At 47.1% G+C, this 24,248-nt stretch carries 28 protein-coding genes; 4 read left to right on the top strand and 24 right to left on the bottom strand.

Features of this window, described 5'->3' with window-relative positions; genetic code table 11:
- Positions 1–5 precede the first annotated feature (5 nt).
- The 13 genes from KNQ03_RS11030 to KNQ03_RS10970 all read right to left on the bottom strand — a co-directional run bounded on the left by KNQ03_RS11030 (position 6) and on the right by KNQ03_RS10970 (position 11,215).
- A complete protein-coding gene (locus tag KNQ03_RS11030) occupies positions 6–1,139 on the bottom strand; it encodes a hypothetical protein (RefSeq protein ID WP_214724679.1) in 1,134 nt (377 codons plus the stop codon).
- A gap of 284 nt (positions 1,140–1,423) precedes the next feature.
- Positions 1,424–1,951 carry a DUF2812 domain-containing protein gene (locus tag KNQ03_RS11025; RefSeq protein ID WP_214724678.1) on the bottom strand — a complete coding sequence of 176 codons (528 nt, stop codon included), beginning with the start codon at positions 1,949–1,951 and terminating at the stop codon, positions 1,424–1,426.
- Positions 1,944–2,273, bottom strand: a complete 330-nt coding sequence (locus KNQ03_RS11020; protein ID WP_214724677.1) for a PadR family transcriptional regulator — start codon at positions 2,271–2,273, stop codon at positions 1,944–1,946. Before KNQ03_RS11020 ends, KNQ03_RS11025 begins: the two co-directional genes overlap by 8 nt.
- A 134-nt stretch (positions 2,274–2,407) precedes the next feature.
- Entirely contained in the window at positions 2,408–4,066 is a 1,659-nt protein-coding gene (locus KNQ03_RS11015; protein ID WP_214724676.1) for an FAD-dependent oxidoreductase, read from the bottom strand.
- A gap of 19 nt (positions 4,067–4,085) precedes the next feature.
- Positions 4,086–5,390 carry an arsenic transporter gene (locus KNQ03_RS11010; protein ID WP_064300132.1) on the bottom strand — a complete coding sequence of 435 codons (1,305 nt, stop codon included), beginning with the start codon at positions 5,388–5,390 and terminating at the stop codon, positions 4,086–4,088.
- Between the two features lie 32 nt (positions 5,391–5,422).
- The gene (locus tag KNQ03_RS11005; RefSeq protein ID WP_058705128.1) at positions 5,423–5,701 is read right to left on the bottom strand and encodes a hypothetical protein; all 279 of its coding nucleotides are present in this window, start codon (positions 5,699–5,701) and stop codon (positions 5,423–5,425) included.
- 5 nt (positions 5,702–5,706) lie between these two features.
- On the bottom strand, positions 5,707–7,464 hold the full coding sequence (gene arsA, locus KNQ03_RS11000; RefSeq protein ID WP_214724675.1) for an arsenical pump-driving ATPase: 1,758 nt from the start codon (positions 7,462–7,464) through the stop codon (positions 5,707–5,709).
- Positions 7,465–7,477: 13 nt separating this feature from the next.
- Entirely contained in the window at positions 7,478–7,837 is a 360-nt protein-coding gene (arsD, locus tag KNQ03_RS10995; RefSeq protein ID WP_058705163.1) for an arsenite efflux transporter metallochaperone ArsD, read from the bottom strand.
- Between the two features lie 106 nt (positions 7,838–7,943).
- On the bottom strand, positions 7,944–8,258 hold the full coding sequence (locus tag KNQ03_RS10990; protein WP_214724673.1) for an ArsR/SmtB family transcription factor: 315 nt from the start codon (positions 8,256–8,258) through the stop codon (positions 7,944–7,946).
- Positions 8,259–8,278: 20 nt separating this feature from the next.
- The gene (arsC, locus tag KNQ03_RS10985; RefSeq protein WP_214724671.1) at positions 8,279–8,701 is read right to left on the bottom strand and encodes an arsenate reductase (thioredoxin); all 423 of its coding nucleotides are present in this window, start codon (positions 8,699–8,701) and stop codon (positions 8,279–8,281) included.
- Positions 8,702–8,894: 193 nt separating this feature from the next.
- Positions 8,895–9,914 (bottom strand): ABC-2 transporter permease, encoded by a 1,020-nt coding sequence (locus tag KNQ03_RS10980; protein WP_214724669.1) that lies wholly within the window; start codon positions 9,912–9,914, stop codon positions 8,895–8,897.
- Positions 9,915–9,982: 68 nt separating this feature from the next.
- A complete protein-coding gene (locus KNQ03_RS10975) occupies positions 9,983–10,405 on the bottom strand; it encodes a MarR family winged helix-turn-helix transcriptional regulator (RefSeq protein WP_023467873.1) in 423 nt (140 codons plus the stop codon).
- 75 nt (positions 10,406–10,480) lie between these two features.
- A complete protein-coding gene (locus tag KNQ03_RS10970) occupies positions 10,481–11,215 on the bottom strand; it encodes a nuclease-related domain-containing protein (RefSeq protein WP_035398000.1) in 735 nt (244 codons plus the stop codon).
- Between the two features lie 130 nt (positions 11,216–11,345).
- Between KNQ03_RS10970 and KNQ03_RS10965 the strand changes: the two genes are divergently transcribed.
- Positions 11,346–11,651 carry a hypothetical protein gene (locus tag KNQ03_RS10965; RefSeq protein WP_035398001.1) on the top strand — a complete coding sequence of 102 codons (306 nt, stop codon included), beginning with the start codon at positions 11,346–11,348 and terminating at the stop codon, positions 11,649–11,651.
- Between the two features lie 150 nt (positions 11,652–11,801).
- Here KNQ03_RS10965 and KNQ03_RS10960 read toward each other — a convergent pair whose 3' ends face one another.
- A complete protein-coding gene (locus tag KNQ03_RS10960; RefSeq protein ID WP_251140286.1) occupies positions 11,802–12,662 on the bottom strand; it encodes a MerR family transcriptional regulator in 861 nt (286 codons plus the stop codon).
- A 136-nt stretch (positions 12,663–12,798) separates the two neighbouring features.
- Between KNQ03_RS10960 and pssA the strand changes: the two genes are divergently transcribed.
- From pssA to KNQ03_RS10945, 3 genes are read left to right on the top strand one after another with little or no spacing between them, the layout of a single operon-like run.
- Positions 12,799–13,329, top strand: coding sequence for a CDP-diacylglycerol--serine O-phosphatidyltransferase (gene pssA, locus KNQ03_RS10955; RefSeq protein WP_214724667.1), 531 nt, complete (start codon positions 12,799–12,801; stop codon positions 13,327–13,329).
- A gap of 17 nt (positions 13,330–13,346) precedes the next feature.
- Entirely contained in the window at positions 13,347–13,802 is a 456-nt protein-coding gene (locus KNQ03_RS10950; RefSeq protein WP_251140285.1) for a DedA family protein, read from the top strand.
- A 25-nt stretch (positions 13,803–13,827) separates the two neighbouring features.
- The gene (locus KNQ03_RS10945) at positions 13,828–14,370 is read left to right on the top strand and encodes a GNAT family N-acetyltransferase (RefSeq protein WP_214724663.1); all 543 of its coding nucleotides are present in this window, start codon (positions 13,828–13,830) and stop codon (positions 14,368–14,370) included.
- Positions 14,371–14,412: 42 nt separating this feature from the next.
- Here KNQ03_RS10945 and KNQ03_RS10940 read toward each other — a convergent pair whose 3' ends face one another.
- The 10 genes from KNQ03_RS10940 to KNQ03_RS10895 all read right to left on the bottom strand — a co-directional run bounded on the left by KNQ03_RS10940 (position 14,413) and on the right by KNQ03_RS10895 (position 24,238).
- On the bottom strand, positions 14,413–15,150 hold the full coding sequence (locus tag KNQ03_RS10940; RefSeq protein ID WP_214724661.1) for a Bax inhibitor-1/YccA family protein: 738 nt from the start codon (positions 15,148–15,150) through the stop codon (positions 14,413–14,415).
- A 57-nt stretch (positions 15,151–15,207) separates the two neighbouring features.
- Positions 15,208–15,999, bottom strand: coding sequence for an AAC(3) family N-acetyltransferase (locus tag KNQ03_RS10935; RefSeq protein WP_214724659.1), 792 nt, complete (start codon positions 15,997–15,999; stop codon positions 15,208–15,210).
- Between the two features lie 13 nt (positions 16,000–16,012).
- Entirely contained in the window at positions 16,013–19,018 is a 3,006-nt protein-coding gene (locus tag KNQ03_RS10930) for an AAA family ATPase (RefSeq protein ID WP_214724657.1), read from the bottom strand.
- Positions 19,000–20,121 (bottom strand): exonuclease SbcCD subunit D, encoded by a 1,122-nt coding sequence (locus KNQ03_RS10925; protein ID WP_149427098.1) that lies wholly within the window; start codon positions 20,119–20,121, stop codon positions 19,000–19,002. Before KNQ03_RS10925 ends, KNQ03_RS10930 begins: the two co-directional genes overlap by 19 nt.
- A 136-nt stretch (positions 20,122–20,257) precedes the next feature.
- Positions 20,258–20,614, bottom strand: coding sequence for a hypothetical protein (locus KNQ03_RS10920; protein ID WP_050677014.1), 357 nt, complete (start codon positions 20,612–20,614; stop codon positions 20,258–20,260).
- A gap of 121 nt (positions 20,615–20,735) precedes the next feature.
- A complete protein-coding gene (locus KNQ03_RS10915; RefSeq protein WP_214724655.1) occupies positions 20,736–21,743 on the bottom strand; it encodes a ThiF family adenylyltransferase in 1,008 nt (335 codons plus the stop codon).
- Positions 21,740–22,504 carry a thiazole synthase gene (locus KNQ03_RS10910; RefSeq protein WP_133208085.1) on the bottom strand — a complete coding sequence of 255 codons (765 nt, stop codon included), beginning with the start codon at positions 22,502–22,504 and terminating at the stop codon, positions 21,740–21,742. The genes KNQ03_RS10915 and KNQ03_RS10910 overlap by 4 nt, the downstream gene beginning before the upstream one ends.
- Before the next feature lie 2 nt (positions 22,505–22,506).
- Positions 22,507–22,707, bottom strand: a complete 201-nt coding sequence (gene thiS / locus KNQ03_RS10905) for a sulfur carrier protein ThiS (RefSeq protein ID WP_214724653.1) — start codon at positions 22,705–22,707, stop codon at positions 22,507–22,509.
- Positions 22,704–23,648 (bottom strand): FAD-dependent oxidoreductase, encoded by a 945-nt coding sequence (locus tag KNQ03_RS10900; protein ID WP_214724651.1) that lies wholly within the window; start codon positions 23,646–23,648, stop codon positions 22,704–22,706. Before KNQ03_RS10900 ends, thiS begins: the two co-directional genes overlap by 4 nt.
- Entirely contained in the window at positions 23,645–24,238 is a 594-nt protein-coding gene (locus tag KNQ03_RS10895) for a thiamine phosphate synthase (RefSeq protein WP_214724649.1), read from the bottom strand. The genes KNQ03_RS10900 and KNQ03_RS10895 overlap by 4 nt, the downstream gene beginning before the upstream one ends.
- Positions 24,239–24,248 lie beyond the last annotated feature (10 nt).

Genomic DNA, 24,248 nt, shown 5'->3' with positions numbered 1-24,248 from the left:
CTGCCTCACTCAATCACAAAGTCGATTCCAATCGGTCCTTCAACCGGCATCTCGTGAAGCAACTCATACCTTTGATTCGTAATGAGCAGTTTCCCTTTATCCGGGTGTTCAGGGTCAAATTCGATGAAGTATGATTTTTTCGTCTTGGGATGAATATATAAGTACTTGTACCATTTGTCTGCTTTCCAAAAATTCGGTTTGATTTCCTGAACCGAGAATGATTGACCGAACGTCCATTTGACTAAAATGTGGCGATCCCGATTTTGATTATCACGAGAAAATTGCTGAACGACTTGAACCCCTTGTGTTGCATCAATCATTCGAATCGGATCGGTACTATCAAAATTCGTATTCTGAAGAAACGGATAATATTGCTCGGTTTGTTCACCTGCCTCATTGATCCGAATCATCCAGCCATCCGTACTAGCGAAGTATGCCGTATCATCCTTTCCATAAAGTGCTGAGTATGCATATGGTTCATCTCTTTTCCGATATACGACTGGTTTTTCAGTCCGCTTATCCAAAAAAATCATCGCTGCTTTTTCTTCTTGTTCATGATCGCTACCAATACTGGCATACGCTAAATGATGCTTTAATTCAATCATCATCGAGTTTCCTGGTTCGAATCTCGCAGGCGTCTCATAGTTTTCTTTCGTATCAAAATTAGAAAAGGTGTGCGAGAATCCTGTTCCTTGAGACGAGCGCTGCGTCCCGGTTTTATATGAATTCAACGTCTTGAACCATGTATTCGTACCAAAGTGTTTGATCGATTCCATCATGGGATCGTGCTTGAAATACGTCACATTATGTTGAACAAACCGTCGTTTCGTAAAATCGAATGTATGGAAGTGATTCAGATATCCTGCGGAAGAGGCATACAACACATTCGGCGTACTCAGTTTTTGCACAAGCGTCATGTTCGTGATTGCAGGATCATGGACCTGACGTTCGTTTAATACCTGTTCTTTCATGTTGATCGTGACAATCGAACTATAAGCAAGTTCAGGATCATTCGTTTTCCCTTGTCCCTGTCCTGGATAGACCAACATCACGGTGTCTTGTTGAGGACTAAAATCGATGGCTGTAATCGAAGAACGTGGTATGACAGTTGCGTTTGCGCGATCCTGTTGCACTTTCATCCAGGTCGCTAAAAGGATACTTCCACTGACAAAAAACACTAGACTAAAAAAGATCCGCTTTTTACGGATAGACTTATCCATTCGATTCATGACTCCTTGACTTGTTTATTTAAACAGTTATTTCTACCTAGTTATACACTGTTTGATCGATGTATTACGTCTTTCTTACAACACTGTTAGACGAATTGACCAACTTTACAACATCCTCCTGAACTCTAACCACTAAAAAAATCCTCACGTTTCATTTAGAGACGTGAGGATTTTTGAAATCAGGTTATATTATTTTAATCTTGCTCCGCAATGGCACGCAATCCACGTAACGTTTGAATTTTACGTTCGTGGCGTTGCATCACGAATGAGAGACCCGTCACGATTGCGAGATTGAACCAGATCATCGTGTCGGTAATCGGATTAAACAAATTAATGAGTACTGCAATGATATTAACCAAAAAAACGACTTTGTAGAGTTGCAAAATCCGGTGTTCGTGATGGATCTGTGAATCAAAGTCCGAGTACAAATGAAATGGTTCATCCGAGGTCCGTTTTCTTAAGAAGACCCAGCGGAACGATGTATCCACGACTTCGATATCCATCTCTTCCAAAAACGCAAAGTAATCCTGCGACTTCGGATGCTTTGGCATGTTTTCTAATAACTCAATTCGATACGTGTACATACCAGGTTCACCTTTTATGAATACATAACATCCGAGTCGAAACTGCTGTAAGTACCAGCCGTTGTTTGCCATCTCATTTAACCACACTTCTTCTTTTGCATAATCAGCGTAAAAGCGATAGACCGTTTTACTACTCACCTTGATCCACTCCCATCGTTTCTTGTCCATGTCGCACGAGTTCTTTTAATCGATCTAGCTCTACCTGTAATCTCTCCCGCCCCTGATTCGTCATGATGTACTCTTTCTTTCGCCCTGTTTCTTGCTCGATCGCTTCAATCCACCCTTTATCGACCAGACTGCTGAGTGCGCCGTACAACGTACCAGCAGCTAACTTGACCCGGTTGTTGCTCAATTCCTGGACGAATTGCATGATGCCATAGCCATGACGGGGTTGTTGAAGTGACAGTAAAATATAATAGACAGCCTCAGTTAATGCCGTCTCTTGGATTGTCCGTGCCATTTTCTCACTCCCTTATTTCGTCTTCCGTTATATCGTCTCCCGATATACTAAAAATATCCTATTTCTAACGATTTGACAACAAAAAACGTGATGATTCCTAAGTGAATAGGATCATCACGCTACATGGATCAACATTATGACAAACATTTTTTGATATGTTGATAGTTCTTATTGCCACCTGATAAGTTGCATACATCCGTAAATCCAAGATTTTTCAAGACGTTTTGCGCAGCATTCCCCGTCACGCCTTTGTTGCAGTAGACGATCGTCGGTAACGTCGGATCCAATTCCTTCGCGCGTGTCCGCAGTTCACCAAGCGGAATATGGATCGCTCCATCAACATGATTTTTTTCAAATTGTGCTTTCGAGCGTGTATCGATGATTTGGAACGACTTCCCATTCGCGACTTGGTCAATTAATTCGTTCGGTGTCATCAAACGCGCTGTTTTTTTGATGGCATTATCGAGTGCCATTCCCGTATAGAGAACGGGATCCTTCGTCGTCGCGAACGGTGGAGCGTAAGCTAAGTCGAGATGGAATAAATCCTCTGCCTTCGCTTTAAAGGTGATCGCTGTCGCTAGGACATCAATCCGTTTGTCGACACCTTGCGGACCTACGATCTGGGCTCCGAGAACTCGCCCTGTTGCCCGATCGGCAATCGCTTTGATCGTCATCTCTTTCCCGCCCATGTATTCCGGACGATCTGGTTTGATGTTATGCAAGACTTCGATGTCATAGCCTGACTCACGCGCTTCTTTTTCCGTCAACCCCGTTTGAGCGACAGTCAAATCGAACGCCTTAAAGATTCCTGTCCCTAAAATACCACGGTGCTCCGCTTCTTCTCCGGTAATGACCATTCCGGCAATCCGTCCCATCTTGTTTGCTGTTGAACCAAGCGGACGATAAAGTGCCTCACCCGTGATGACGGAGAAACTCTCTGCGACATCGCCGACTGCGTAGACATCGGCTACATTCGTCTGCATGTGACGGTTGACTGCGATCGCCCCTGTTTTACCGAGCTCCACACCGATCTGTTTCGCAAGACCCGTGTTCGGCTTGACGCCAACAGATAAAATGACAAGATCCGTCTCGATCGTTTTTCCACTCTCAAGCGCGACCTCAGAAATACGTTCTTCTCCGTTGAACGCTGTCACGGATTCGCCAAGCAAGAGGGATACCCCTTTATCTTTCAAATGATCCGCTACACGTTCTGCCATATCGCGATCAAGTGGCGGCATGACTTGCGGCAAGCGTTCGACGAGCGTGACTTGAATACCGCGATACGTCAATTGCTCTGCCATCTCGAGTCCGATGAATCCTCCGCCGACGATCGTTGCCGTTTTCGGATCATGGGCATCAATATAGGACCGGATCGCGTCGGCATTGCGGACATTTCGAACCGTAAAGACATTCTCATGCTCGATTCCCGGAAGTGGTGGAACGATACTTGAAGCACCGGTTGCCAGCACTAACGTATCATATGTGTCCGTGAATCGATCCCCTGTCTTAAGATTGACGATGGTAGCTGTTTTTGTCGCATGATCAATCGATTCAACTTCGTGTTGTGTATGAATATCGATGTTATACCGTTTTTTAAAGAAAGCGGCATCTCGCGGTGTCAATTCATCAATGTCAGCGATTTCGCCACCAACGAAGTAGGGAATCCCACAACCTGAGTAAGAGATGTCCTGATCCCGATCATAAATCGTGATTTGCAACTCTTCACTATTTCGACGTGCTTTTGCTCCTACTGATGTTCCCGCGGCCACTGAGCCAATAATCAATAATTTCATAACTGTTTCCTCCTAGAAATCAATAAAGTATCAAGCTGATATACAAGCCAAGTAATGTGATCGCAAGTGTCGGGATCGTCAGAATCGTTCCGATCTTAAAGTATTGACCCCAACCAATCTTCACGCCTTTCGTCCGAAGCACGTGCAACCAAAGTAATGTCGCTAAACTACCAATCGGCGTGATCTTCGGTCCTAAATCGGATCCGATGACGTTCGCATAGATGAGCGCTTCTCGAATCGTTCCGGTTGCCTGACTTAAATCAATCGCGAGCGCATCAATCATGACGGTCGGCATGTTATTCATGATGGACGACAAGATGGCAGCCAAGAAGCCCATACCAAATGTCGCGGCTGCTAAATTCGTCGCAAAGCCATCAATGATGTCAGCGAGAACTTGTGTCAATCCTGCATTTTGAAGTCCGTAGACGACGATGTACATTCCAAGTGAGAAGAAGACGATCGCCCACGGTGCACCACCGATGACCTTTTTCGTCGGTACGCTCGGTGAACGACGTGCCATCAATAAGAAGAACAAGGCGATGATTCCAGCGACAAGACTGACTGGAATGCCGATGACGTCACTCGTAAAGTATCCGACGACAAGCAAGATGAGTACGAACCAAGATAACTTGAACATCCGTTGATCCTTGATCGCTGTCGCGGGTGCGACGAGTTGCGCTACATCGTAATTCTTTGGGATACTCTTTCGGAAATAGAGATACAAGACAATCAGACTGCCTACGACAGAAAAGAGATTAACGAATACCATCCGTGACGCATACTCCGTAAACCCGATGTTAAAGAAGTCTGCTGAGACGATGTTGACGAGGTTCGAGACGACGAACGGTAAACTGGCCGTATCGGCAATGAATCCGGAAGCGAATACGTAGGCTAACACGACATAATCCGGAAGTTTCAAGTGACGAACCATCGCGAGGACGATCGGTGTCAGAATCAAGGCTGCCCCATCGTTCGCGAATAAAGCCGCAACGACAGCACCGAGCAATGTCATATATACGAATAGTTTGACACCACCACCTCGTGCGATGCGTGCCATGTGGAGTGCCGCCCATTCGAAGAATCCGATCTCATCAAGAATCAGCGAGATAATGATCAGAGCGATGAATGTAAAGGTGGCATTCCAGATGATGCCCCAGACAGTTGAAACATCATCGAGATTGACGACTCCCGTCAATAGCGCAACGAGCGCCATCCCCATCGCGGAGTAACCGATGCCGAGTCCTTTCGGTTGTTTGATGATTAAGAATAAGGTGATCAGAAAAATTCCGATCGCTAGTAAATGTGTACCGGTCAATGCGTTCACTTCATTTCTGTATTAAATTTCGTTTTTACCGATTAACAATTTGATGCTCCAAGAAGAACGATTTGCTGTCCTTCAGGTGTTTCTTCCAACGCAAGCGTAATATTTTCACTGACGCTCTCCAAATCACGATCAATCGCAAGTAATAAGCCATCAAAGTCTTTCACTTGATCACCGTCTTCACCTATACCGAATCCAAGTCCGAAACTCGGTCCACAACATCCTTGTCCGGCTTGATATAAACGGATGCCAGGTGCTTGTTCATGCTCGACTTGTTCTTTTAAGTACGTAACTGCTTCGGGTGTAATGTGCATAGTGTTCATCCTTTCGAAAGTGTGAGTAATTGTTCGTATCCTGAGACCGGTCGGGGTTGCCATGCGACGACAGCCAACTGTCGACTTAGACGAACGACTTCTTCCAACCAAACACGTTCTGATTCTGCTTTATGACTTAAAATCGGATCACGTGTAGCCGTTGCAGCGAACGATTGATTGATAATCCATGCCATTGGTTCAATTCCGGCGCGTCGTAAGTCCTCTTGTAACCGATTGGCCTCAAAAACGGGTGTTGCCTCTGCAAGTGTCGTAATGATGACATGTGTTTTCTTTTCGTCTCGTAGTTGCGGTAGCAATGTTTTGATTGATTCTGGTACTTCACCTGTCGCCCGTTCCATTTCTTGATGGTAACTTTCTGTTGCATCAAGTAATAGCAACGTATGACCCGTCGGTGCCGTATCAATGATGACGTAACGATCCTTTGCTTGCGCAACGGTATCGGCAAAGGCACGAAAGACCGCAATTTCTTCCGTACAAGGAGACTTCAAATCTTCCTCTAATAAAGCATGCGCTTCCTCTGTTAGGTTACCTGCCGCTGCATACACTTGTTCCCTATAACGATTGATTTCGATCTTTGGATCAATTTTACTGATCTCAAGACGTGGATTTTGGTTTGTTTCAATTGTTAATTCAAGATGGGCAGCAGGATCTGTTGTCGTCAAAAGAACATCGTGTCCACGTTCTGACAAGGAAATTGCAAGCATGGATGCCATTGTCGTTTTCCCTACCCCGCCTTTCCCCATCGTCATAACGACGCCGGGACCGGCAACTTCTAGTTGTTCGACCAGATGAGATAAAGAGGGTAGATCGAGTTGCTTACGTTCTACTGTTAGATCTGGATAATTTGTTTCTTTCAACCAGTTACGAAGCTGATCGACTCCAATCAAACTCGAAGTGGCATAAGGTAAGCTAAACACTGGAACATCATGTAAAAAGATTGCTGGCAATGTATCAAGCGCCTCTTTTTGTCGACTTAAGAAAGCTTGATAATACATATCTGGACTGACTGTCATTGGCAATATACCATTGACGACTAAACGTGCGTTTTGAATGCCGATGGCTTTTAGTTCCTTATATGCGTGAGCCGCTTCCATCAGCGTCACGGGTTCCGCCCGAGCGACTAATATTAACGTTGTCTCCGCCGGATTTTCCAATAGTGTCATTGCTTGTTCATACTGCGATTTTTTTTCATTTAAACCCGCAAGTGGACCAAGACACGATGTACCCGTCGTATTTTCATCCAAATAAACATTCCATGCATTCGGCAAACTGAGTAAACGTAATGTATGTCCCGTCGGTGCCGTATCAAAGATGATATGGTCATATGTTTTTTCAGCTTCAGGCGCCGCCAGTAATCCTGTAAATTGATCAAAAGCCGCAATTTCGACAGTGCAGGCACCAGATAATTGTTCTTCCATGGAACGTATTGCGTTATCCGGTAAAATTCCCCGATAAGGACCAACGACCGTTTCTTTGTATGCTTCAGCTGCTTGTTCCGGATCAAAATTCGCAACGTGTAAGTGATCGACACCAGGAACAGCGGTCGGTTCTTCTGTTAGCTTCATTTTGAAGACATCCTGTAGATTACTCGCCGGATCTGTCGAGACAAGCAACACTTCTTTTCCGGTATCTGCAAGTTCGACCGCGAGAAGCGAGGCAGTCGACGTCTTTCCAACTCCACCTTTGCCAGTCAAAAACAAATATCGCGTCAAATGCAGTCCTTCTAACGTTAGCGGTTCCATTCTCGTCACGTCCTTACTTTAATGTCAGGCGAATTTTTGGTTTCCGTTCATCTTCGACAGCGAATCTTTTTTCATCTAATCCCGTTAATTTTGCGAATTCCGCATTAGATAGGTAACCACGGCGACGAACGATGGCACCATCCACGAGAGTGATCGGTAAGATATCAACACCCTCCGCAATGGCCTCTTTGATGAGATTATTCGTAACGAACGCCGTTGGCTCATTTGCTAAGTTGAATCGTTCTATCGGATAACCTTCTTGTTTTAAAGCGTGGACCACCATCGATATCCGTGTTAATTCAGGATCAATCGACGGTCCACATAAACCGGTCGGACAACACATCGCCGGATCATAGATTTCAATCTTTTTCATTTTCATCATAATCTACTCCTCTATATAACTAAATGGTTATAAAATATATAACGTTTTCGTTATATAATCCACAAGGGAGGTTTCCCTTTTTTTTAACGCGGCTAATTCAGCAATTTTTTGCTGGAATCGACGGCAACTCCATCGCATTCAAAATAGTCAATAGTAAATCATATTGAGGATGGTTCGGGTTGATTCGAAAATGTATCCATTGTCGTTCACGTCGCTCTAAAATGAGTTGTGATTGACGTAATAACTTCAAATGGCGACTGATTGCGGGTTGTGAGATATCAAACATCTCGACGAAATCACAGACACAATGTTCACGGACGTACAACCTTCGTAAAATTTCAAGACGTGTTCCGTCGCTAAGTAGCTTTAAGAATTGACTCATCTCTTCAACACGATTTGTGGTTTCAATCACGAAAATACCCTCCTTTCGTATCAGACAGTCGTTTCCTCTTTTGCAAATCGTTCGATCCGTTTCTTGATTTGTTCACAGACACGTTGGAAGACGCTCCATTTCTCCTCTTCTGACCCTGTCGCACGTGCTGGATCATCAAACCCCCAGTGCTCATGACGGACATTCGGTGAGAGGACAGGACAATTATCACGGGCATCACCACACAATGTGACAACAATCGTCGCCCGCTTTAGTAATTCTCGATCGATCAGGTCGGAAGTTTGTTTGGAAATATCAACGCCCTGTTCTTGCATGACACGAACTGCCTTTGGATTTAATCCATGTTGTTCAATACCTGCTGAATAGACATCCCAATCCTTCAGGTATTGTTTAGCCCAACCTTCAGCGATCTGACTACGACATGAATTCCCTGTACATAAAAAATAAATTATCGGCTTTGACATATTAGGATGCCCCCTTTTTCATATAACCACAATATTATATAACACTTCGGTTATGCAACCCCTCTTTAGAAACTTTTTATCAAGCTCACAGATAATAAGACGTTCTCCCTCACTTTTTGCTGTGGAATAAAAAAAGATCGTCCGCTACATTGGTGGACGATCTTTTAGTCACATTACTTTTCTCTTTTAGAAATTAACTGTTTTCAACTAACCGATTACTTTTTACCCGTACCTCTTTCCAATAGAGAAAAAGGAACGTCAACATGAAGCTACTTACACAAAGCAGTGATAAATGAAGCACTTGTGGTCCTACTGAACCATCCATGAACAGCAGACGGCTGAAACCGGAGACTGCATTCGGAACGGGCAGGAACGTTCCAAGCGATTGATAAAACGGTGCCAGCATCTTCGCCGGCACGATGTTTCCGGCAGTCATCAACTGGAACGGAATCAATGCGACGTTGACAAGCGGCGCAATCGGTCCAAATATCGCAAAGTTCATCTGCGTGACAGCGATACAGGTCGCAACAACGAGGAGTTCGAACGCCCACAGTTTGATGAACGGTGTCGTGATGTCCGTTAATACATGTGCCATGGAAACGAGCAGTAATGGAACGACCAGAAGGACGATCCCGTGCAACAGTTGGCGACTCCAAAATAGTGACCAGATCGAATGACGCTTACTTAAGATCGTGCTGACGAGATTGAATTGAATCCCCATCGTCATCGTCGCGATATAGATGACGAACCCGAGGACGAGTGGCAGCATCGACAAGGCAAAATCTGAGACGGCATGCTCCGTGACGACCGACGTCGTGAACGCCGGCTCACCATTCAACTGTTTGCCGATCGTTTCCGTTGCCCGCTCGAGAATCGCATTCGCAAATTCGGCATTCGTCTGGCTGACGTGTGCCGTTAGTTGACGCGTTGTATCATCCTTTTGTAGGACGAGATCGACTTCATTGGCATCGAGTGCTTCCAACCCTTTCGCTTCGGTCGGAACTGCTTGGACCGTGAACGGTGCTTCCTTTAGTGATGTGACGAACGGGTCGTTCACTTCGCCAACGACACCGACGTTCAATTGATCGAGCCGTTCCGTCGTTCCTTCGTAACCAGTCATCCAGACGACGAGGAACAAGAGCGGGACGACGATCGCGAAGACGAGCCCCACTTTCGTTTGTGTCATTGACCAGACATCTTTCCATGCTTTCATATTACAATCTCCTTTTATATGCATTACTTATAATATCATGTGCAACTATATGTCCGAAGGAAAACCATTCACGTCACATTCCGGTGAATGGTCTCAAGTGTTTCCTTTAATTGCTCGATTTGCTCTCGCGATAGTCCACGGAACGCTTCGAGTTGTAGCTGATCGAGCTCTGGTCCGAGGCGATCGACGATGTCGCGTCCTTCTCGTGTCATCAAGAGCAGAACCGCTCGTCGGTCCCGGGGGTCCGGCGTCCGAACGATCAGTTCTTTTTTACCGAGCTTATCCAGAATCTTACCAATCGTCGTTTGATCACGTTCTGTCACGAGTGCCAGCTGCTTTTGCGAAACACCATCTTGTTTAGCGAGTTCGCTCAGGACAGAAAACTGCTCTGGTGTCAGACCGAACGCTTCCATCCGTTTAGCAGCAGCACGTTTGAACGCATAATAACTACGGGATAATTGCATGCCCAGCGACCATTCCGATTCTTTCATCCCATCATCTCCATATAGTTGCACTACTTATTATTTATCCACTATACCTGAAGAAGAATAAGTCCGTCAACGGTCTCATTTTGCCTGGCGTTGGCGAATCCCTTCGATATGCGCTTGTTGCGTGGCACGATCGACTTGTGAATGAACCCCGAGTTTCCCTGCAATCGTATCAACTTGACTCGGTGTCAATGGTTTTCCTGTCGCGAGTTGCTCGATCGTCTTGCGAAGGACATTTCGTTTCAAGACACGGACATGCGCTGAATCGACGGTGATCTTTTTCAGTTCACAGCGTTCGCTGAAAACGATCAAGGAGTGAAAGAGCGCGGGATCCGTTCCTTCTAAGAAGCGTTGCATGCTTTTGAGATGCCCTTCATTTTGTTTGATCGGATTATAGAACCGTTGCTTGAAGCGATTCTGGAACTGCTGCGTCCACTGACGGTCCTGCTCGCGTCCGAAAATCCACCCGCTGTAGTTTTTCGATTCGAGTACATAGATGCCACTTTCATGAATGAACGTCACATCGATCTCCGTCGTTCCTTCTCCACGCGCACGTGGTAAGTATGTATTAAAGACATAAGTGCCGTATCCGGAAACTTGATCGAGTTGACGTGTCGTCAAGTATTCGCCCCATTTCCCTTTATCACGAACGATCCGTAAAAACGGTTCGCGCGTTAAACGATAATAACGACTACTGTGATACGAACTGCGCTTTACAAAGAAAAACAGACCAAACGTTCCGAAGAAGAATAGCACCATGATCAGTCCGATTTGAATCAAGAATGGTAAAAATGTCACTAACACATTGTCCACTAGATTTATCTCCTTTCCATATTAACCCTTTATTTTCCACTATATCAGCATAATCAATTCCCACCTCATTTTCCACTATTTGTTATAGAGACTGTCCTATGGTACGGTGAAACAAAGGAAGGTGTTCACTATGGATTCTGTCGTCACGTTCGCACCACTGATCGTCTTATTCTTCATCTGGATGTCCTTATCACAAAAAGCGGACGAAGCGAAACGCCGCCAACAAACGATTCTGAAGAAGCTACAACGGATCGAGGAGCACCTCGGTCTGAATGAGGTGTCACTAGAAGAAGCAGCGTTACAAGTCGAATTAGTTCAGTTGCTTCATGAAGGAAAGACGGTTGAAGCTGTCAAACGCGTTCGAGAGACTCTCGGATCGTCTTTGCTCGAGGCAAAACAATACGTCGATCAACTGAAAAGCGAGCACGGACTATGATCAAAAAGACCATCGGCGATATATGCTGAATGGTCTTTTTATTACTTACTTTTTACGCAATCTTTTTCAAATGATTGAATCCTTAGTTCCTCAAGGGAAGAAGTGAGACATATCAAAATCTCTTAAAAACGATTCTTAGAAAATACATAATCAAGATGTCGAAACGATTTCTTTTACTTTCACACTAATCTTCGTGATGAACTCCTCTTCCTCTAGAGACGCAATGGAATGAAGTAGATACTCCTCATACACATCTCCGTCTATTTCAAAATTTTGCTTCACTAATGAATCCATAAGCTGTGTATAAGCCGTATCGATATTGTCAAAAGTCCCTTTGAAATAGAGGACAGCGTATAATCCGGCCGGTTTTTTCTTCGAATGACTTGTTTCTACGTGACAAAACAAATGATGTAGATTACCTTCCTCCTGCAAGAATTTCTCTTTTTCATACACGATTCCATGTGCAGCTGTACTTTTCACACCAAGTTTTTTTAAAAATACACTAGAGTGCTGATACAACTCTTCAATTGACAATGACCAATCTAATTTTTCCTCACTCAGTACAATCGATTCTTCAGCTAGCTCTCTAAAACGCACTTCTCCGAACGAAATCGCTTGCATTTCATCTGTCAGTTCTACGACGCGATGTAAAAAAAGCTGGATATCCTGCAATTTTTTTAATTCAAGCGCGACTTGTTCCCTTTGTTTTAATGCCAGTTGTCGTAACGAACGTATCGTCGGTGTTTCAAAATATGTTTTTAATTCTTTAATCGGTACTTCTACTTGTCGTAATGAATGGATCGCCATAAATTGATCGAATTGCTCAAACGTATAGTAGCGATACCCGTTCGGATGAGTACCAGCCGGTTTAAATAAATTGATTTTATCGTAATACAAAAGTGTGTCTTTGTTGATATCAAGAAGTTTTGCAAATTCACCGGTTGTAAATTTTTTTTGCAAATAATTTTTCATCTTTCCTTTTTTGCCCCCTTTACCCTGGAGTGACTCCATAGTTTATGCTCTTTTTGTGAGAGTAACATATACCTGCACAAACGACCATCGTGTACTCTGACTAAAAATTATTTTGAATGAGTCGCTTAGGGATTCACATCCGCTCATTTATATCAGGAAAGGAAGACCTCATATTATGCCGAAATCTGCTATCCCCGTAATCTTAACGATTAGTAACTTCGTCTGTGGAACGTTGTCTATCTTTGCCGTACTCGAGGAGAACTTTAGTGCAGCAATTGGATTTATTTTATTCGGGTTATTGTTTGATCTGTTTGACGGTAGGATCGCTAGAAAACTAGGAACTGTATCCGAATTCGGAAAAGAACTCGATTCTTTTTCAGATTTAGTAACGTTCGGAATTGCTCCAGCGCTTTTTACTTATCATGTTTTACTAAGTGATTTTGGACAAATCGGTCTTTTCCTCGCTGTGTCATACAATGTCTGTGCATTACTTCGCTTAGCACGATTTAATACGACGCAAAGTGAGTTACCGATTTTTATTGGGTTACCCGTACCAGCTGCTGCTGTCAGTCTACTCATATCTACGATTTTCCTATCACCTATGTTCGTCGCCGGAATCATGTGCCTGCTTTCTTATTTAATGATCAGTCATGTGAAGATTCCACATGCTAAAAAAATCAGCACAGAAAAAGAACAAACAATATGATGGCTTTATTTGAAGCTATGATTACAGACTATGGATATGTCGCTATTTTTCTCGTACTAGCCTTAGGTCTATTCAGCCTTCCGATTCCAGATGAATTGATGATTTTACTCGTTGGTTATTTCACAAAAATTGGTTTTCTTCGTTATGATTTAACGTTTGTCGTCGTATGTATTGGGTCATTCGTCGGAATGATATTTAGTTATTTCATTGGACAACGAGCAGGTCGTCCTTTACTTGATTGGCTGGGACGTTGGATGAGCGCTCCTCGAAAATGGAGTAGTAAAGCTGAAACGTGGATTGGGAAGTATGGAGCAGTAGCGCTTGTCGTGAGTTATTTCGTACCGGGAATGCGTCATTTCGCTGGTTACTTCTGCGGGATGTCGCATATGTCGATAAAAACGTATTCGTTCTATACCAGTATTAGTATTGGCATATGGAGTTTAATATTTTTAACCATTGGACGCTTTTTTTAATTTTTTAGGATGAGGTGAAAACAACATGGATTCAAAAATTGAGCTATTACCCGTAACAACAAAAGACTTACCAAAATTTAAAAAGGCATTACAAGATGCCTTTATGAAAGGTTGGCAAGATAGCTGTCAACATGAAGACTTAACAGAAATGGGACCTATTCCTTCAGAGGAAGACATACAGCATTCGTTGTGTGCGAAGGGCGCTACTATTCTTCATATCGTCCTAGATGGTGAAATAGTCGGAGGTGTGGTGCTACGGATTGATGAAAAAACACAGCATAATGAAGTCGATTTTATATATATAAGTGCAGATGGAAAAGGGATTGGCATGAAAGCATGGAAAGCAATTGAAGCCACCTTTCCACAAACAAAAGTATGGGAGTTGCATACCCCATACTTTGAAAAACGTAATATTCATTTCTATGTGAATAAGTGCGGTTTCCACATCGTCGAATTCAATCATAAAGGGAACCCTGGCCCGAATGTAGAGGGCGAAGTGCCCACGTCCGATGAAGAATACGAATTCTTTCGTTTTGAAAAAGTAATGTCATCCTCAAAAACAAATTAACGATAAAAAAACAGACGACGGATTCTCCGTCGTCTGTTGCTGTTAATCCCGTGCCGCAAGACGGTACAGGAGATCGAGTAATTCGATATAGAGCCAGATGATCGTCACGATCAATCCGAATGCTGCAACCCACTCCATCGATTTCGGAGCACCCGCACGAACTTGTTGCGAGATAAAATCGAAGTCCATCACGAGTGACAGGGATGCCACGATGACGATGACGAACTGAATACCAATCGCAAGCGGTGAGCTACCTGTCATGAATGGGAGGTCGACACCAAATAACGAGAGAATCAAGTTGACTGCATACAAGACGAAGATCGAGAGAATCGCTGCTGTTACCGCAGAACGGAAACGTTGCGTCACTTTTATCATGCCTGTCGAGTAGACGAACCACATCGCGAACGCAACGACGAAAGTCGCAACCACTGCTTTTCCGACGATACCTGGGTACATGCTTTCAAAGACGAGCGACAATGCTCCGACGGCGACACCTTCTGCCAACGCATATACCGGTGAAAGGACCGGTGCTGTTGCTGGTTTGAATGTGATGATCAAGGCAAGAATCAGACCGATGACGAATCCACCGATTAATGCCGGGAATAGGAACGCTTGGTTTTCTGCGAGGAAGAACCAACTTCCCCCTGCTGCTGCCGTGACGAGAGCGAGCATCAAGAAAATCTTGCTCATCGTCCCGCTTTTTGTCATTGGTCGTTCTCCGACACGTGCCGTATCGAATCCGCGACGCAATGCCGGGTTTACTTTAAAACGTGAAGCCATTGCTTTCACTCCTTTTTATGATTCTGTTTTCTACTACGAAGGTTTCCCGAAAAAGTTTCAAAATAACCATTGATCGAGCGCTTTTAATTGCAACATGACGACTGGGATCGAGGCTTTGGCATCGATGCGGTAAGATTTCGCTTGTCCGATCAGACCGGACGTGACGAAATTGGCACTTTCTAACGCTTCGCCAATCGGTCCAAACGCGTCACTATCGATTTGACGATGTCGGTAATGAATGAATCGTTCCGTCGTTCCTTCTTTGACTTTACAACCATCCTCGACGTCCGGACGATTCAACCCGTATTCCGCGTAATGCCAGACGGTCGTCGTATCCCAAGGAGAACCGATATGCAGAATTTGACCGTCCGCCTCGATGAAGCGTTCAATCGGTGAACCAGGACCGAAGCCATTTTCTAATGTATGATCGGCAACGAATGTCGCCGCATCTTTCCCCCAGGCGGTCACGGACCACATCGGATGGTTGCTTCGAACGACACCCGGATACGTCCGGAAGACTTCCGGGACGCGACCGATGCCGCGTGTAACCGTTTTTGCCGGTTCATATGCCGGCATTTCCCGGCGGATCGTTTCCCACCATTCTTCAGGCACAGCCGGTTGGCTCCAGTTCTTCGGATCCGAATTATCGGTACTTTGCGCCGGCATCATGATTAACCCTTCCGTCGTGACGACTTCCTGTAAGGCCTCAATCAATGCTTGTACACCGCCGGGAATCCAGCCGATTTGTTTGAGAGACGAATGGACGAACAGCTTCATGCCGGGAGCCACACCTAATTCGCGTAACGCCTCTTTGATTTGTGATTTCGTGACCATGTTTCGTGTTTCCATCGATCTTATCTCCTTACTCGACGACTAGTGCAATCGTCGACCCCGTTTTTCCTTGTTTGACTTCGATTTTTGCGTCAACTCGTGACTTCAGTTCCTGGACGTGACTGATGATTCCGACCATGCGACCGCTCGCTTGAATCGAGAGCAACGTCTCGATCGCTTGTTCGAGTGATTCCGGGTCAAGTGTTCCAAATCCTTCATCGATGAACATCGTTTCAAGTGACACGCCACCACTTGCTTCTTGAACGACTTCCGACAATCCGAGCGCAAGCGCAAGGGATGCTTTGAAGCTTTCGCCACCGGATAACGTCTTGACGTGACGTGTTTGCGACGTGTACGCGTCAAAGACATTTAAATCAAGCCCGTATTTCTTGAGTCCTTTTCCCGCCTCCGTTTTCCGTTCAAGCTGGAAACGACCAGAGGTCATCTCGTGCAGATGCCGGTTTGCGGCGAACAAGATCTCATCGAAGTATGCCGTCTGGACGTACGTCTCGAACGTCATCCGTTGCGAATTCTCCCCGACACCAACGCGAGCGAGTTCGCCGATGACTCCGTATCTCGCATCCTCGTCCTCGATTTGGCGTTGCAAGTTTTCCCAAGCCGCGATCAATTGATTGATGTGTGCGCGTTCCTTCTCAAGCCCGACACGTCGGTCGGTCCGCTCCGTCAGTTCGAGCGACGACGTCTTCACATCCATCCGCAACTGTTCGAGATCCGGACGCACTTGACCTTCTGTCTTCAAACGGGCTTGTTCCTGTTTCAGCTTCAATTCCTGCCGCGCTAGACGGTCTTGTTCCAAACGTTCTTGGAGATGACGGAGTTCGTCACGAGAACGTCTCGCATCGCGGAAGGCTTCAATCGTCGGAAACGCTTCTTCTGCCAGGACTGCGTGTAATTCGTTTTCGCGGTTCGTTAATCGGTCGTTTTGTTCAGCAGATGCCTCAGTCAATTGACGGAATCGTCCTTGGTGTTCCGCGAAGTCACGATCGAGCTGTTCCTTCTCGCGTAGCTGGCGTTGTTTGTCTTGTTTGAACTGCTCAATACGTGTTTCTGCCTGTTGTTGTTCCTCACGGAGTGCTGGTAGCGATTTCGCGGACTCTCCTGATTGACTTAGGCGACCAGACAAGTGTGCCAATTCCGATTCGATGACGGTCCGGTCTTTGATCATTGCATCGATCTTCAGTTGTAGCTGGTCCATGGATTGCTCGAGTTGTTGCAGACGAGTCTCAAGACGCGCTTTTTCCGTCTGCGCTGCCGCTAATCGGGCTTCCGTCTGTTCGACTTCCTGAAGCTGTGCTGAAACATCCGCATGAGATGACTCGTTTTCACTCGTCTTTTGCATTTCGGTCGTCAGTTGCTGCAGACGTTCGGCAACCGTCCGGTACGAGGCTTGCAATTCTTGATGCGCTTGTTGGGCTTCAAGGAACCGCTGTTGTGCTACATCGACGGATCGTTCCTTTGCGACGGCGACAGCATGCTGTGGATGCGATGTACTGCCGCAAACCGGACAAGCCGTCCCGTCCGTCAAACCTTTGGCAAGTTCAGCAGCCAGTTGTTCTCGTTCGTGTTTGCGGGCTTCTTCATACTGGCGCGCTGCAGCCTCTTTTTGATCCCGGACGCTCGTACCGCGGACGATCAGCTGTTGTCGTTCTGCTTCCAATTTGTCGTGTTCCGCTATCTTCGTCGCCAGTTGTTGCAGGATGAAGCGCCGTTCTTGCACCTGTAAGCGCTCTGCTCCGACGTTTTGCAATGGATGCAGTTGTTCTTGAACGTTCTTTCGATCCGTCCGTGCTTGTTCGAGTTGCTTCCGTAATGACTCTGGGTCAAGAAGCTTCAAACGTTCTACTAGTTGTTGCTGTTGTTGTCGTAAAGCCGTTTCTGCTTCCAAGCGTTCGCGCTCTTCTTGAATCTTTTCGAGACGACGACTGAGTTGCTCAATCTGTGGTTCCTCCGCTAGCAATCGATCCACTTTTGCTTGAACGATCTCTTGTTGCTCTTTCAAGCGAGCGATGTGCTGTTCAGTTTCCTGTTTTCGATGCGTGAGTTGCGTCAATTGTTCTTGATCCTGTTGCCACTGGTCATAGATCGGTCCGACGATTTGAGCGCGTTCAGCCGCCATCGCTTCTTCTTGCATCTGTTTGATTTCCGGTAAGCGGTCAATTAGCAACTGTTCCGTCTGTTGAAGTCGCTCCTGCTCTTGGAAAACCGCTTCAAGTTGCTCGCCTTGTTGCAATTGTGTCGTTTTCTTCTCGACGATCGCACGGGTCTCTATTTCAGCTTGACGTGCAGCCGTTAACCATTCGTCCCGTTCCGTCGTCAACGCCTCCATCCGTAACCGGATGTCGCCTTCCGTCAGTTCACTCCAGTTCGCTTGCAGAGGTAGTTCCTCAAGCTTGGCCCATTGTTTCGTCTTTGTTTCCTTGATGCGTGCCGCAAGATCGAGCGCTTGTCGGTGCAAACGTTGCTGGAACTCACCATAGTGTTCCGTCTTAAACAGCTGCTTGAGAATCTGGAGTTTGTCTTTTGACTCTGCCATCAACAGTTCGCGGAACTTATTTTGCGGCAACAGGAGAATTTGTGAAAACTGTTTATGGTCGAGCTGGATCAACTCTTGAACGCGTTGTTTGATTTCTGGAATCTTGACCGCAAGCGGCTTCCACGTCGTTCCGTCGAACCGAGCAAGCTCGGCTTCATGCGAGTAACCGGTTTTATTGACTGGATGCGGTTGACTCGGTTGGCGGATGATCCGGTACCGTTCTCCTTTCAGCGTAAACTCCAGTTCAACTTCCGTCTTTTGCTCGGGCACGGCAAAATGACTTCGCAGTTCGCTCATTTCCCGTTCGCCACCTGACGTTTCGCCATACAGGGCGAACGTCAATGCGTCAAAGATCGTCGTTTTCCCTGCTCCGGTATTCCCGGAGATGACGAACATCGTCCGTCCGGCAAGTGCCGTGAAATCAATCGTCTCTTCACCAGCAAACGGACCAAAGGCGCGTAATGTCAGTCGTTCTGGGCGCATGTCGCTTCCTCCTTCAGGACGGCTTGCATCGCTTCCGTCGGTTTCTTTTCACGGACTGCTTCATAAAACTCACTGAATAGATCTGCAACGGATGCATCCTTGACTTGCTCCCGCGACGCCTTGACTGCCCGCGTACTCTCGCGGACGAATCCAATTCGCTCGAGGTGCAGGATATTCGGGTAGATTTTTTTCAGCTTGCCCATCGGATCCATCAAGGCTTCGCCGTCCGTTAGATTGATCTTTAAGTAATCGTCCGTGTCTTGTGTCGCGACGAATGCCGGGTCTGTCAGTACACTGAGACTTCCAGTCAGTTCCCGCAAGTCACGTTTTGGTGCAAGTGGTTCGAACCGACGATCGAACGTACCCGCGTCGTTCAACGTCAACACATCGACCCCTTTGACATGATGGGCTTCCGAGAATGAATATTTCAAGAGCGATCCGCTGTAGCGAACCGTCTCGGATTGAATCGCAAGTGGATTATGCAAATGACCGAGTGCCGTATACGTAAACGGTGCAAACTGGCTTGCGCTAACTTGCCCTGCCGTTCCGACGGACAATTGCCGCTCCGAATCCGTCTCGAGTCCACCAATCACAAAGGCATGACCGACGAGGACACTCGGTCCGTCCGGAATACATCCGGCAAGAATCGTCCGCATCGCATCATCATGTGTCTTGATCGTTTCGTCCTTGTGCACGTACCGAACGGTCGCAGGATCCGCAAATGGCACCGGATAAAATGACACCCCTTTAATCGTGACCGGAGTAATGACCGGCGTTAGTTTTCCGACGAGGTGCAAACCAGCCCGTTGGAGTAACGTCGTTCCGAAACTTAACCGTTCGGCCGAATCGTGATTTCCGCTGATCGCAACGACCGGGATGTCTCGATCGAGAATCAAAGCAGCGAGCGTCTCGTCAAGCAGTTCGACGGCTTCCGTTGGTGGTACGGCGCGGTCGTATAAGTCACCCGCAATGACGATTGCATCCGGTTGTTCGCGGTCGACGAGTGTCAAAAAATCCGCTAAGACCGCCCGCTGGTTCTCGAGCATCGACTCGCCATGAACGATTTTGCCGAGATGCCAATCGGCAGTATGTATCCATTTCATCTTCATCACACTCACTTTTTGAATATAGTAGCTTAAGTGTAGCATGCAAGCGTTCGTTCTGCGACGAACATCCGTTTGGAACACAAAAAGCAGAAGGCGAATGCCTCCTGCTTTTTTCACTCTTGCGACGAATGTGTTATTTCGTCCGTTGTTTTCTAAAGCGTTGAACGGAACGAATCACAGAAACCGATCCGCCGATGATCGCACCGACACCGACAACGATGCCTGTCTTGAATTTTTTGCCCGATTGTTCTGATTTATGCGTTGCTTGATTGTGTTCAAAAAGTTGTTGGAGGGGCGACGACGTCTCGACTTCGAGAATTTTCGATGCATCCTGATGCACGTCTTCTCTACGTTCGACACTACAAGGTGACAGATAGAATGGGTTCAAGTTCGTCCGGTACCGATCCGGATTCCAGTTGGGTTGCTGAACAACTGCTTGGGCGTCTTCCGTCTGTGCCTGATCCTTGATTGGATCGAATTCTTGTTTCATCTGAATCACTCCTCTTCACGTTCAAAACCTGTAGACCGATTTATGTCTGAAGTCTTATTTACCTGTTTTTCAAACATTTAAAACATATATATTTAAAATTAGTTTTACTGTTTTGTGAACGTTACCCGAAATAGGCATGATAGAGCCGTTTCGCTTTGACGAGATCCGCCTCGCCATGAATCAGAACGCGTCCATCTCGGAAAGCGACCATCCGATGTTCGTCCGTCGTAAACGCCAGCAAATATGGATTATGGGCGGAAATCGCAGCGACCGGCTGGAGACGTTGTTTCAACTGTTCCAGATCCCGCTGTCCGTCTCCGCGGATTTGAATGGCATCCCGACCGCAGAGTGCCGTGAAACGAACCGTTTGATCCGATAAGTAAGGGTAGGACGGATCGATGCCGCACGACGGGCACTCCGTTTGCTTCAGTGACTGAACGTTAATTTGTTGAAACGTATTCGACCAGACATCAAACGCAAGCAAGCGCGTCCGCATGGCGTCCGTCTTTCCGCTCAACCACTTCAACGCTTCCGTCACCTGTAAGGAAGCGACCATCTGTACAGCTGGTCCGATAATCCCCGCCGTATCACACGTCTCCTGATCCCGTGGTAATTGATCGAGCAGACAATGCAGACACGGCGTCTCCCCGGGACGGACGGTAAACGTGATCCCATAACTGCCGACGCAGCCACCATAAATCCACGGAATCGAACGCATCAACGCCATGTCGTTCATCAGCAAACGAATATCGAAATTGTCCGTCGCGTCGATGATTAGATCGATATCATTGAGAAGCCACGTCAGCGCTGCCCGGTCGACGTCTCCTACATGCGCTTCGATCGTCACCGTCGAATTGATCGCTTCAAGCCGTGCTTTTGCGGCAATCGCTTTTGGTACGATGTGACGCGCATCGTCTTCGGTATAAAGCTGTTGTCGTTGTAGATTACTCCACTCGACATAATCACGGTCAACGATTCGGACGACGCCGACACCGGCGCGGACGAGTTGCTCTGCCGACGCCGTTCCGAGCGCTCCCATACCGATGATCAGTATCTTCGCTGATGCCAAGCGTGCTTGTCCCGCTTCCCCGATCGGTTGAAATCGAGTTTGCCGTGAGTAACGGTTCATCGAATCAATCCACTCGTTGGACTACTCGCGACCGCATACTGTTTCTTCTCGATACGTCCCGCTTCGTATCCGAAGCGCCCTGCTTCGACAGCCAGTCGCATGGCGTGCGCCATCTTGACCGGATCTTGAGCATGGGCGACAGCGGAGTTCAATAAGACACCATCCGCTCCCAGTTCCATCGCATAGGCGACGTCGGTCGGTGAACCGATCCCGGCGTCGACGATGACCGGGACCGTCGTCTGCTCGATGATGAATCGCAAATGGAGCGGATTGAGGATACCTTGTCCGGAACCAATCGGTGACGCTGCCGGCATGATGGCGTGACAACCGAGTTCCTCGAGTCGTCGTGCGAGCACGACATCGTCCGACGTATACGGTAAGACGATGAAACCTTCTTTGAGTAATTCTTCAGAAGCCCGTAACGTCTCGATCGGATCAGGTAGTAACGTCTTATCGCAACCAATCACTTCAACCTTGACCATGTCACACATACCGGATGCCCGCGCAAGCTTCGCAAGTCGGACAGCTTCTTCCGCTGTCTTCGCTCCGGCCGTGTTCGGTAGTAGATCGTACTTCGCTAAATCAAGTGACTCCAAGAAATTCGCTTGTTGTTTGTCGAAAATATCGAGCCGACGGACGGCGAATGTCAAAATTTGTGAAGCGGACGCATCGATTGCTTCTTGCTGTACCGTAGCATCCGTATATTTCCCTGTTCCGAGTAATAACCGTGATTCAAATGTCTTTTCTCCAATTTTCAGCATGTTTATCCTCCTCCTACGAAATGAACGATTTCAAATGTGTCATTGTCCCGAACGACTGTCTGACCATACGCCATGCGATCGATAATTTGTCGATTCTGTTCGACGATGACGAGCTTTTCCCCTAAGCCGAGTTGTGTGAGCATGTCCTCGATCGTTTCAATCTGATCGATCGTGTGGTCATTGCCGTTAATCGTAATGTTCATCGGACTTCCTCCTTCTGAATCAACCGTAATGTATTTGCCAAGACTTCCGCTGTCGCCGGTGCGAGTAATATGCCATGCCGATGATGCCCCGTCGCTAGGAAGATCCGACGGGATGAATCGGCGACTCCGATATATGGCAAGCCGGACGCCGTTTGTGGTCGTATACCGGACCAGACTTCTTCGATGACCGCGTCACGAATCGGTGGATACAGTCGTTCTGCTGCTTGAAGCAATGACGTGACCCCTGCGACACTGACACCGATCGTCTCGTCGTGCGGCAGTTCGGTCGCACCGATCAAAATCCGACCGTCTGCTTTCGGAACGAGGTAGACGGCGTCATCAAACAGGATCGAGCGTAACGGCTGACCCGCGAGACGGACGGCGAGACATTCCCCTTTGACCCCATATGTCGCGATCGAAATGCCGGCTGTATCGAGCAAGGCTTGCGACCCGCGTCCGGCAGCGACCGTCACTGTTCGTCCGGTCCACGTTCCCGCGTTCGACTCGACCTTGATGAAGTCATCGCTCTCTTCGATGCGTGTGACATCTACCTGTTCTTCAATCGATATGCCACGTGCGTGTAAGGCATACATCAATGCAGTCGTCAGTCGTCGTGGATCGATTTGACCGACAGCTGGAAACAGATGCTCGCGTCCTTTACGTTTTAACAAAAACGGTTGTTCCCGGTACCCACAATCGATGCCTGTCTCTCGCTCGAGACGACGTGCAAGCAGTGGATACAGACGACGACTTCGCGCGGCAAGTGCATGCAATTCTGCTCTCAGCTCGATGTCCGTCGCAAGCATCCCGGCAGCCGCTCGGCTTGTCCCTTGTCCGCATGTTCCACGTTCTAAGACGACGACGGATTCATTCTGACAGGCGAGACCGTAAGCAAGCGTCAACCCGATGACTCCGCCGCCGATGATGATGTGATCCGTCATACGCGAACCCCCTGGTAACGCTTGACGGCGGCGAGTGGATCCGATTGACCGAGAATACCCGATAAGACAGCGATTCCGGTTGCCCTGGTCGCTGCGATTTCAGGCATGCGTTCTGGTGTGATCCCGCCGATTGCAATGACTGGTTTCGTCGTGAAGGTGACGACTTGCTTCAAGGCGTCAATCCCTCGTGGTGGCATGTTCGGCTTCGACGCTGTCGAATAAATATGACCGTACAGCAGTCGGTCGGCTCCTTCCGCTTCTGCTGCTAGTGCCTCTGCTAGTGAATGAACGGATTTCCCGATGACGAGGTCCGGAAAATGACGTCGCACATCGCGGACACGCAAGGAACGGCGCGTCAACTGCACACCGATGCCGGCGACATGGGCGACATCGACCCGGTCATGAACGGTTAACTGATCAAGCGAATAACCATGCGCAAGGAGTGCGTCAATCAGATCAAGTAATTCTGCTGCTGACAAGTTCGGTTCACGTAGATGTAGCTGATCCGTATAAGGTTGAAGCGATTGAAAAGTCTTTATTTCGTCAATCGGATGGATGGATCCTGTCGAAATCAGATGTAGACGCATCATGTTCTTCCTT

Source organism: Exiguobacterium sp. s143 (assembly GCF_018618895.1).
In the GTDB taxonomy this organism is placed as follows: domain Bacteria; phylum Bacillota; class Bacilli; order Exiguobacteriales; family Exiguobacteriaceae; genus Exiguobacterium_A; species Exiguobacterium_A abrahamii.
Note: the sequence above shows the minus strand (reverse complement) of the source record. Positions and strands in the feature narration are given on the sequence as shown.

Bases quoted from the DNA above. Each gene is read 5' to 3' on its own strand.
- KNQ03_RS10900 (WP_214724651.1), bottom strand. From the start codon at position 23,648: ATGACGGATCACATCATCATCGGCGGCGGAGTCATCGGGTTGACGCTT.
- KNQ03_RS10975 (WP_023467873.1), bottom strand. From the start codon at position 10,405: ATGAAAGAATCGGAATGGTCGCTGGGCATGCAATTATCCCGTAGTTAT.
- thiS (WP_214724653.1), bottom strand. From the start codon at position 22,707: ATGAACATTACGATTAACGGCAATGACCACACGATCGATCAGATTGAA.
- KNQ03_RS10945 (WP_214724663.1), top strand. From the start codon at position 13,828: ATGGATTCAAAAATTGAGCTATTACCCGTAACAACAAAAGACTTACCA.
- KNQ03_RS10950 (WP_251140285.1), top strand. From the start codon at position 13,347: ATGATTACAGACTATGGATATGTCGCTATTTTTCTCGTACTAGCCTTA.
- KNQ03_RS10980 (WP_214724669.1), bottom strand. From the start codon at position 9,914: ATGAAAGCATGGAAAGATGTCTGGTCAATGACACAAACGAAAGTGGGG.
- KNQ03_RS11030 (WP_214724679.1), bottom strand. From the start codon at position 1,139: ATGAAAGTGCAACAGGATCGCGCAAACGCAACTGTCATACCACGTTCT.
- KNQ03_RS10915 (WP_214724655.1), bottom strand. From the start codon at position 21,743: ATGAACCGTTACTCACGGCAAACTCGATTTCAACCGATCGGGGAAGCG.
- KNQ03_RS10920 (WP_050677014.1), bottom strand. From the start codon at position 20,614: ATGAAACAAGAATTCGATCCAATCAAGGATCAGGCACAGACGGAAGAC.
- KNQ03_RS10930 (WP_214724657.1), bottom strand. From the start codon at position 19,018: ATGCGCCCAGAACGACTGACATTACGCGCCTTTGGTCCGTTTGCTGGT.
- KNQ03_RS11005 (WP_058705128.1), bottom strand. From the start codon at position 5,701: ATGCACATTACACCCGAAGCAGTTACGTACTTAAAAGAACAAGTCGAG.
- pssA (WP_214724667.1), top strand. From the start codon at position 12,799: ATGCCGAAATCTGCTATCCCCGTAATCTTAACGATTAGTAACTTCGTC.
- KNQ03_RS11015 (WP_214724676.1), bottom strand. From the start codon at position 4,066: ATGAAATTATTGATTATTGGCTCAGTGGCCGCGGGAACATCAGTAGGA.
- KNQ03_RS10910 (WP_133208085.1), bottom strand. From the start codon at position 22,504: ATGCTGAAAATTGGAGAAAAGACATTTGAATCACGGTTATTACTCGGA.
- arsA (WP_214724675.1), bottom strand. From the start codon at position 7,464: ATGGAACCGCTAACGTTAGAAGGACTGCATTTGACGCGATATTTGTTT.
- arsD (WP_058705163.1), bottom strand. From the start codon at position 7,837: ATGAAAAAGATTGAAATCTATGATCCGGCGATGTGTTGTCCGACCGGT.
- KNQ03_RS10935 (WP_214724659.1), bottom strand. From the start codon at position 15,999: ATGGAAACACGAAACATGGTCACGAAATCACAAATCAAAGAGGCGTTA.
- arsC (WP_214724671.1), bottom strand. From the start codon at position 8,701: ATGTCAAAGCCGATAATTTATTTTTTATGTACAGGGAATTCATGTCGT.
- KNQ03_RS10965 (WP_035398001.1), top strand. From the start codon at position 11,346: ATGGATTCTGTCGTCACGTTCGCACCACTGATCGTCTTATTCTTCATC.
- KNQ03_RS10940 (WP_214724661.1), bottom strand. From the start codon at position 15,150: ATGGCTTCACGTTTTAAAGTAAACCCGGCATTGCGTCGCGGATTCGAT.
- KNQ03_RS10925 (WP_149427098.1), bottom strand. From the start codon at position 20,121: ATGAAATGGATACATACTGCCGATTGGCATCTCGGCAAAATCGTTCAT.
- KNQ03_RS10895 (WP_214724649.1), bottom strand. From the start codon at position 24,238: ATGATGCGTCTACATCTGATTTCGACAGGATCCATCCATCCGATTGAC.
- KNQ03_RS11020 (WP_214724677.1), bottom strand. From the start codon at position 2,273: ATGGCACGGACAATCCAAGAGACGGCATTAACTGAGGCTGTCTATTAT.
- KNQ03_RS10960 (WP_251140286.1), bottom strand. From the start codon at position 12,662: ATGGAGTCACTCCAGGGTAAAGGGGGCAAAAAAGGAAAGATGAAAAAT.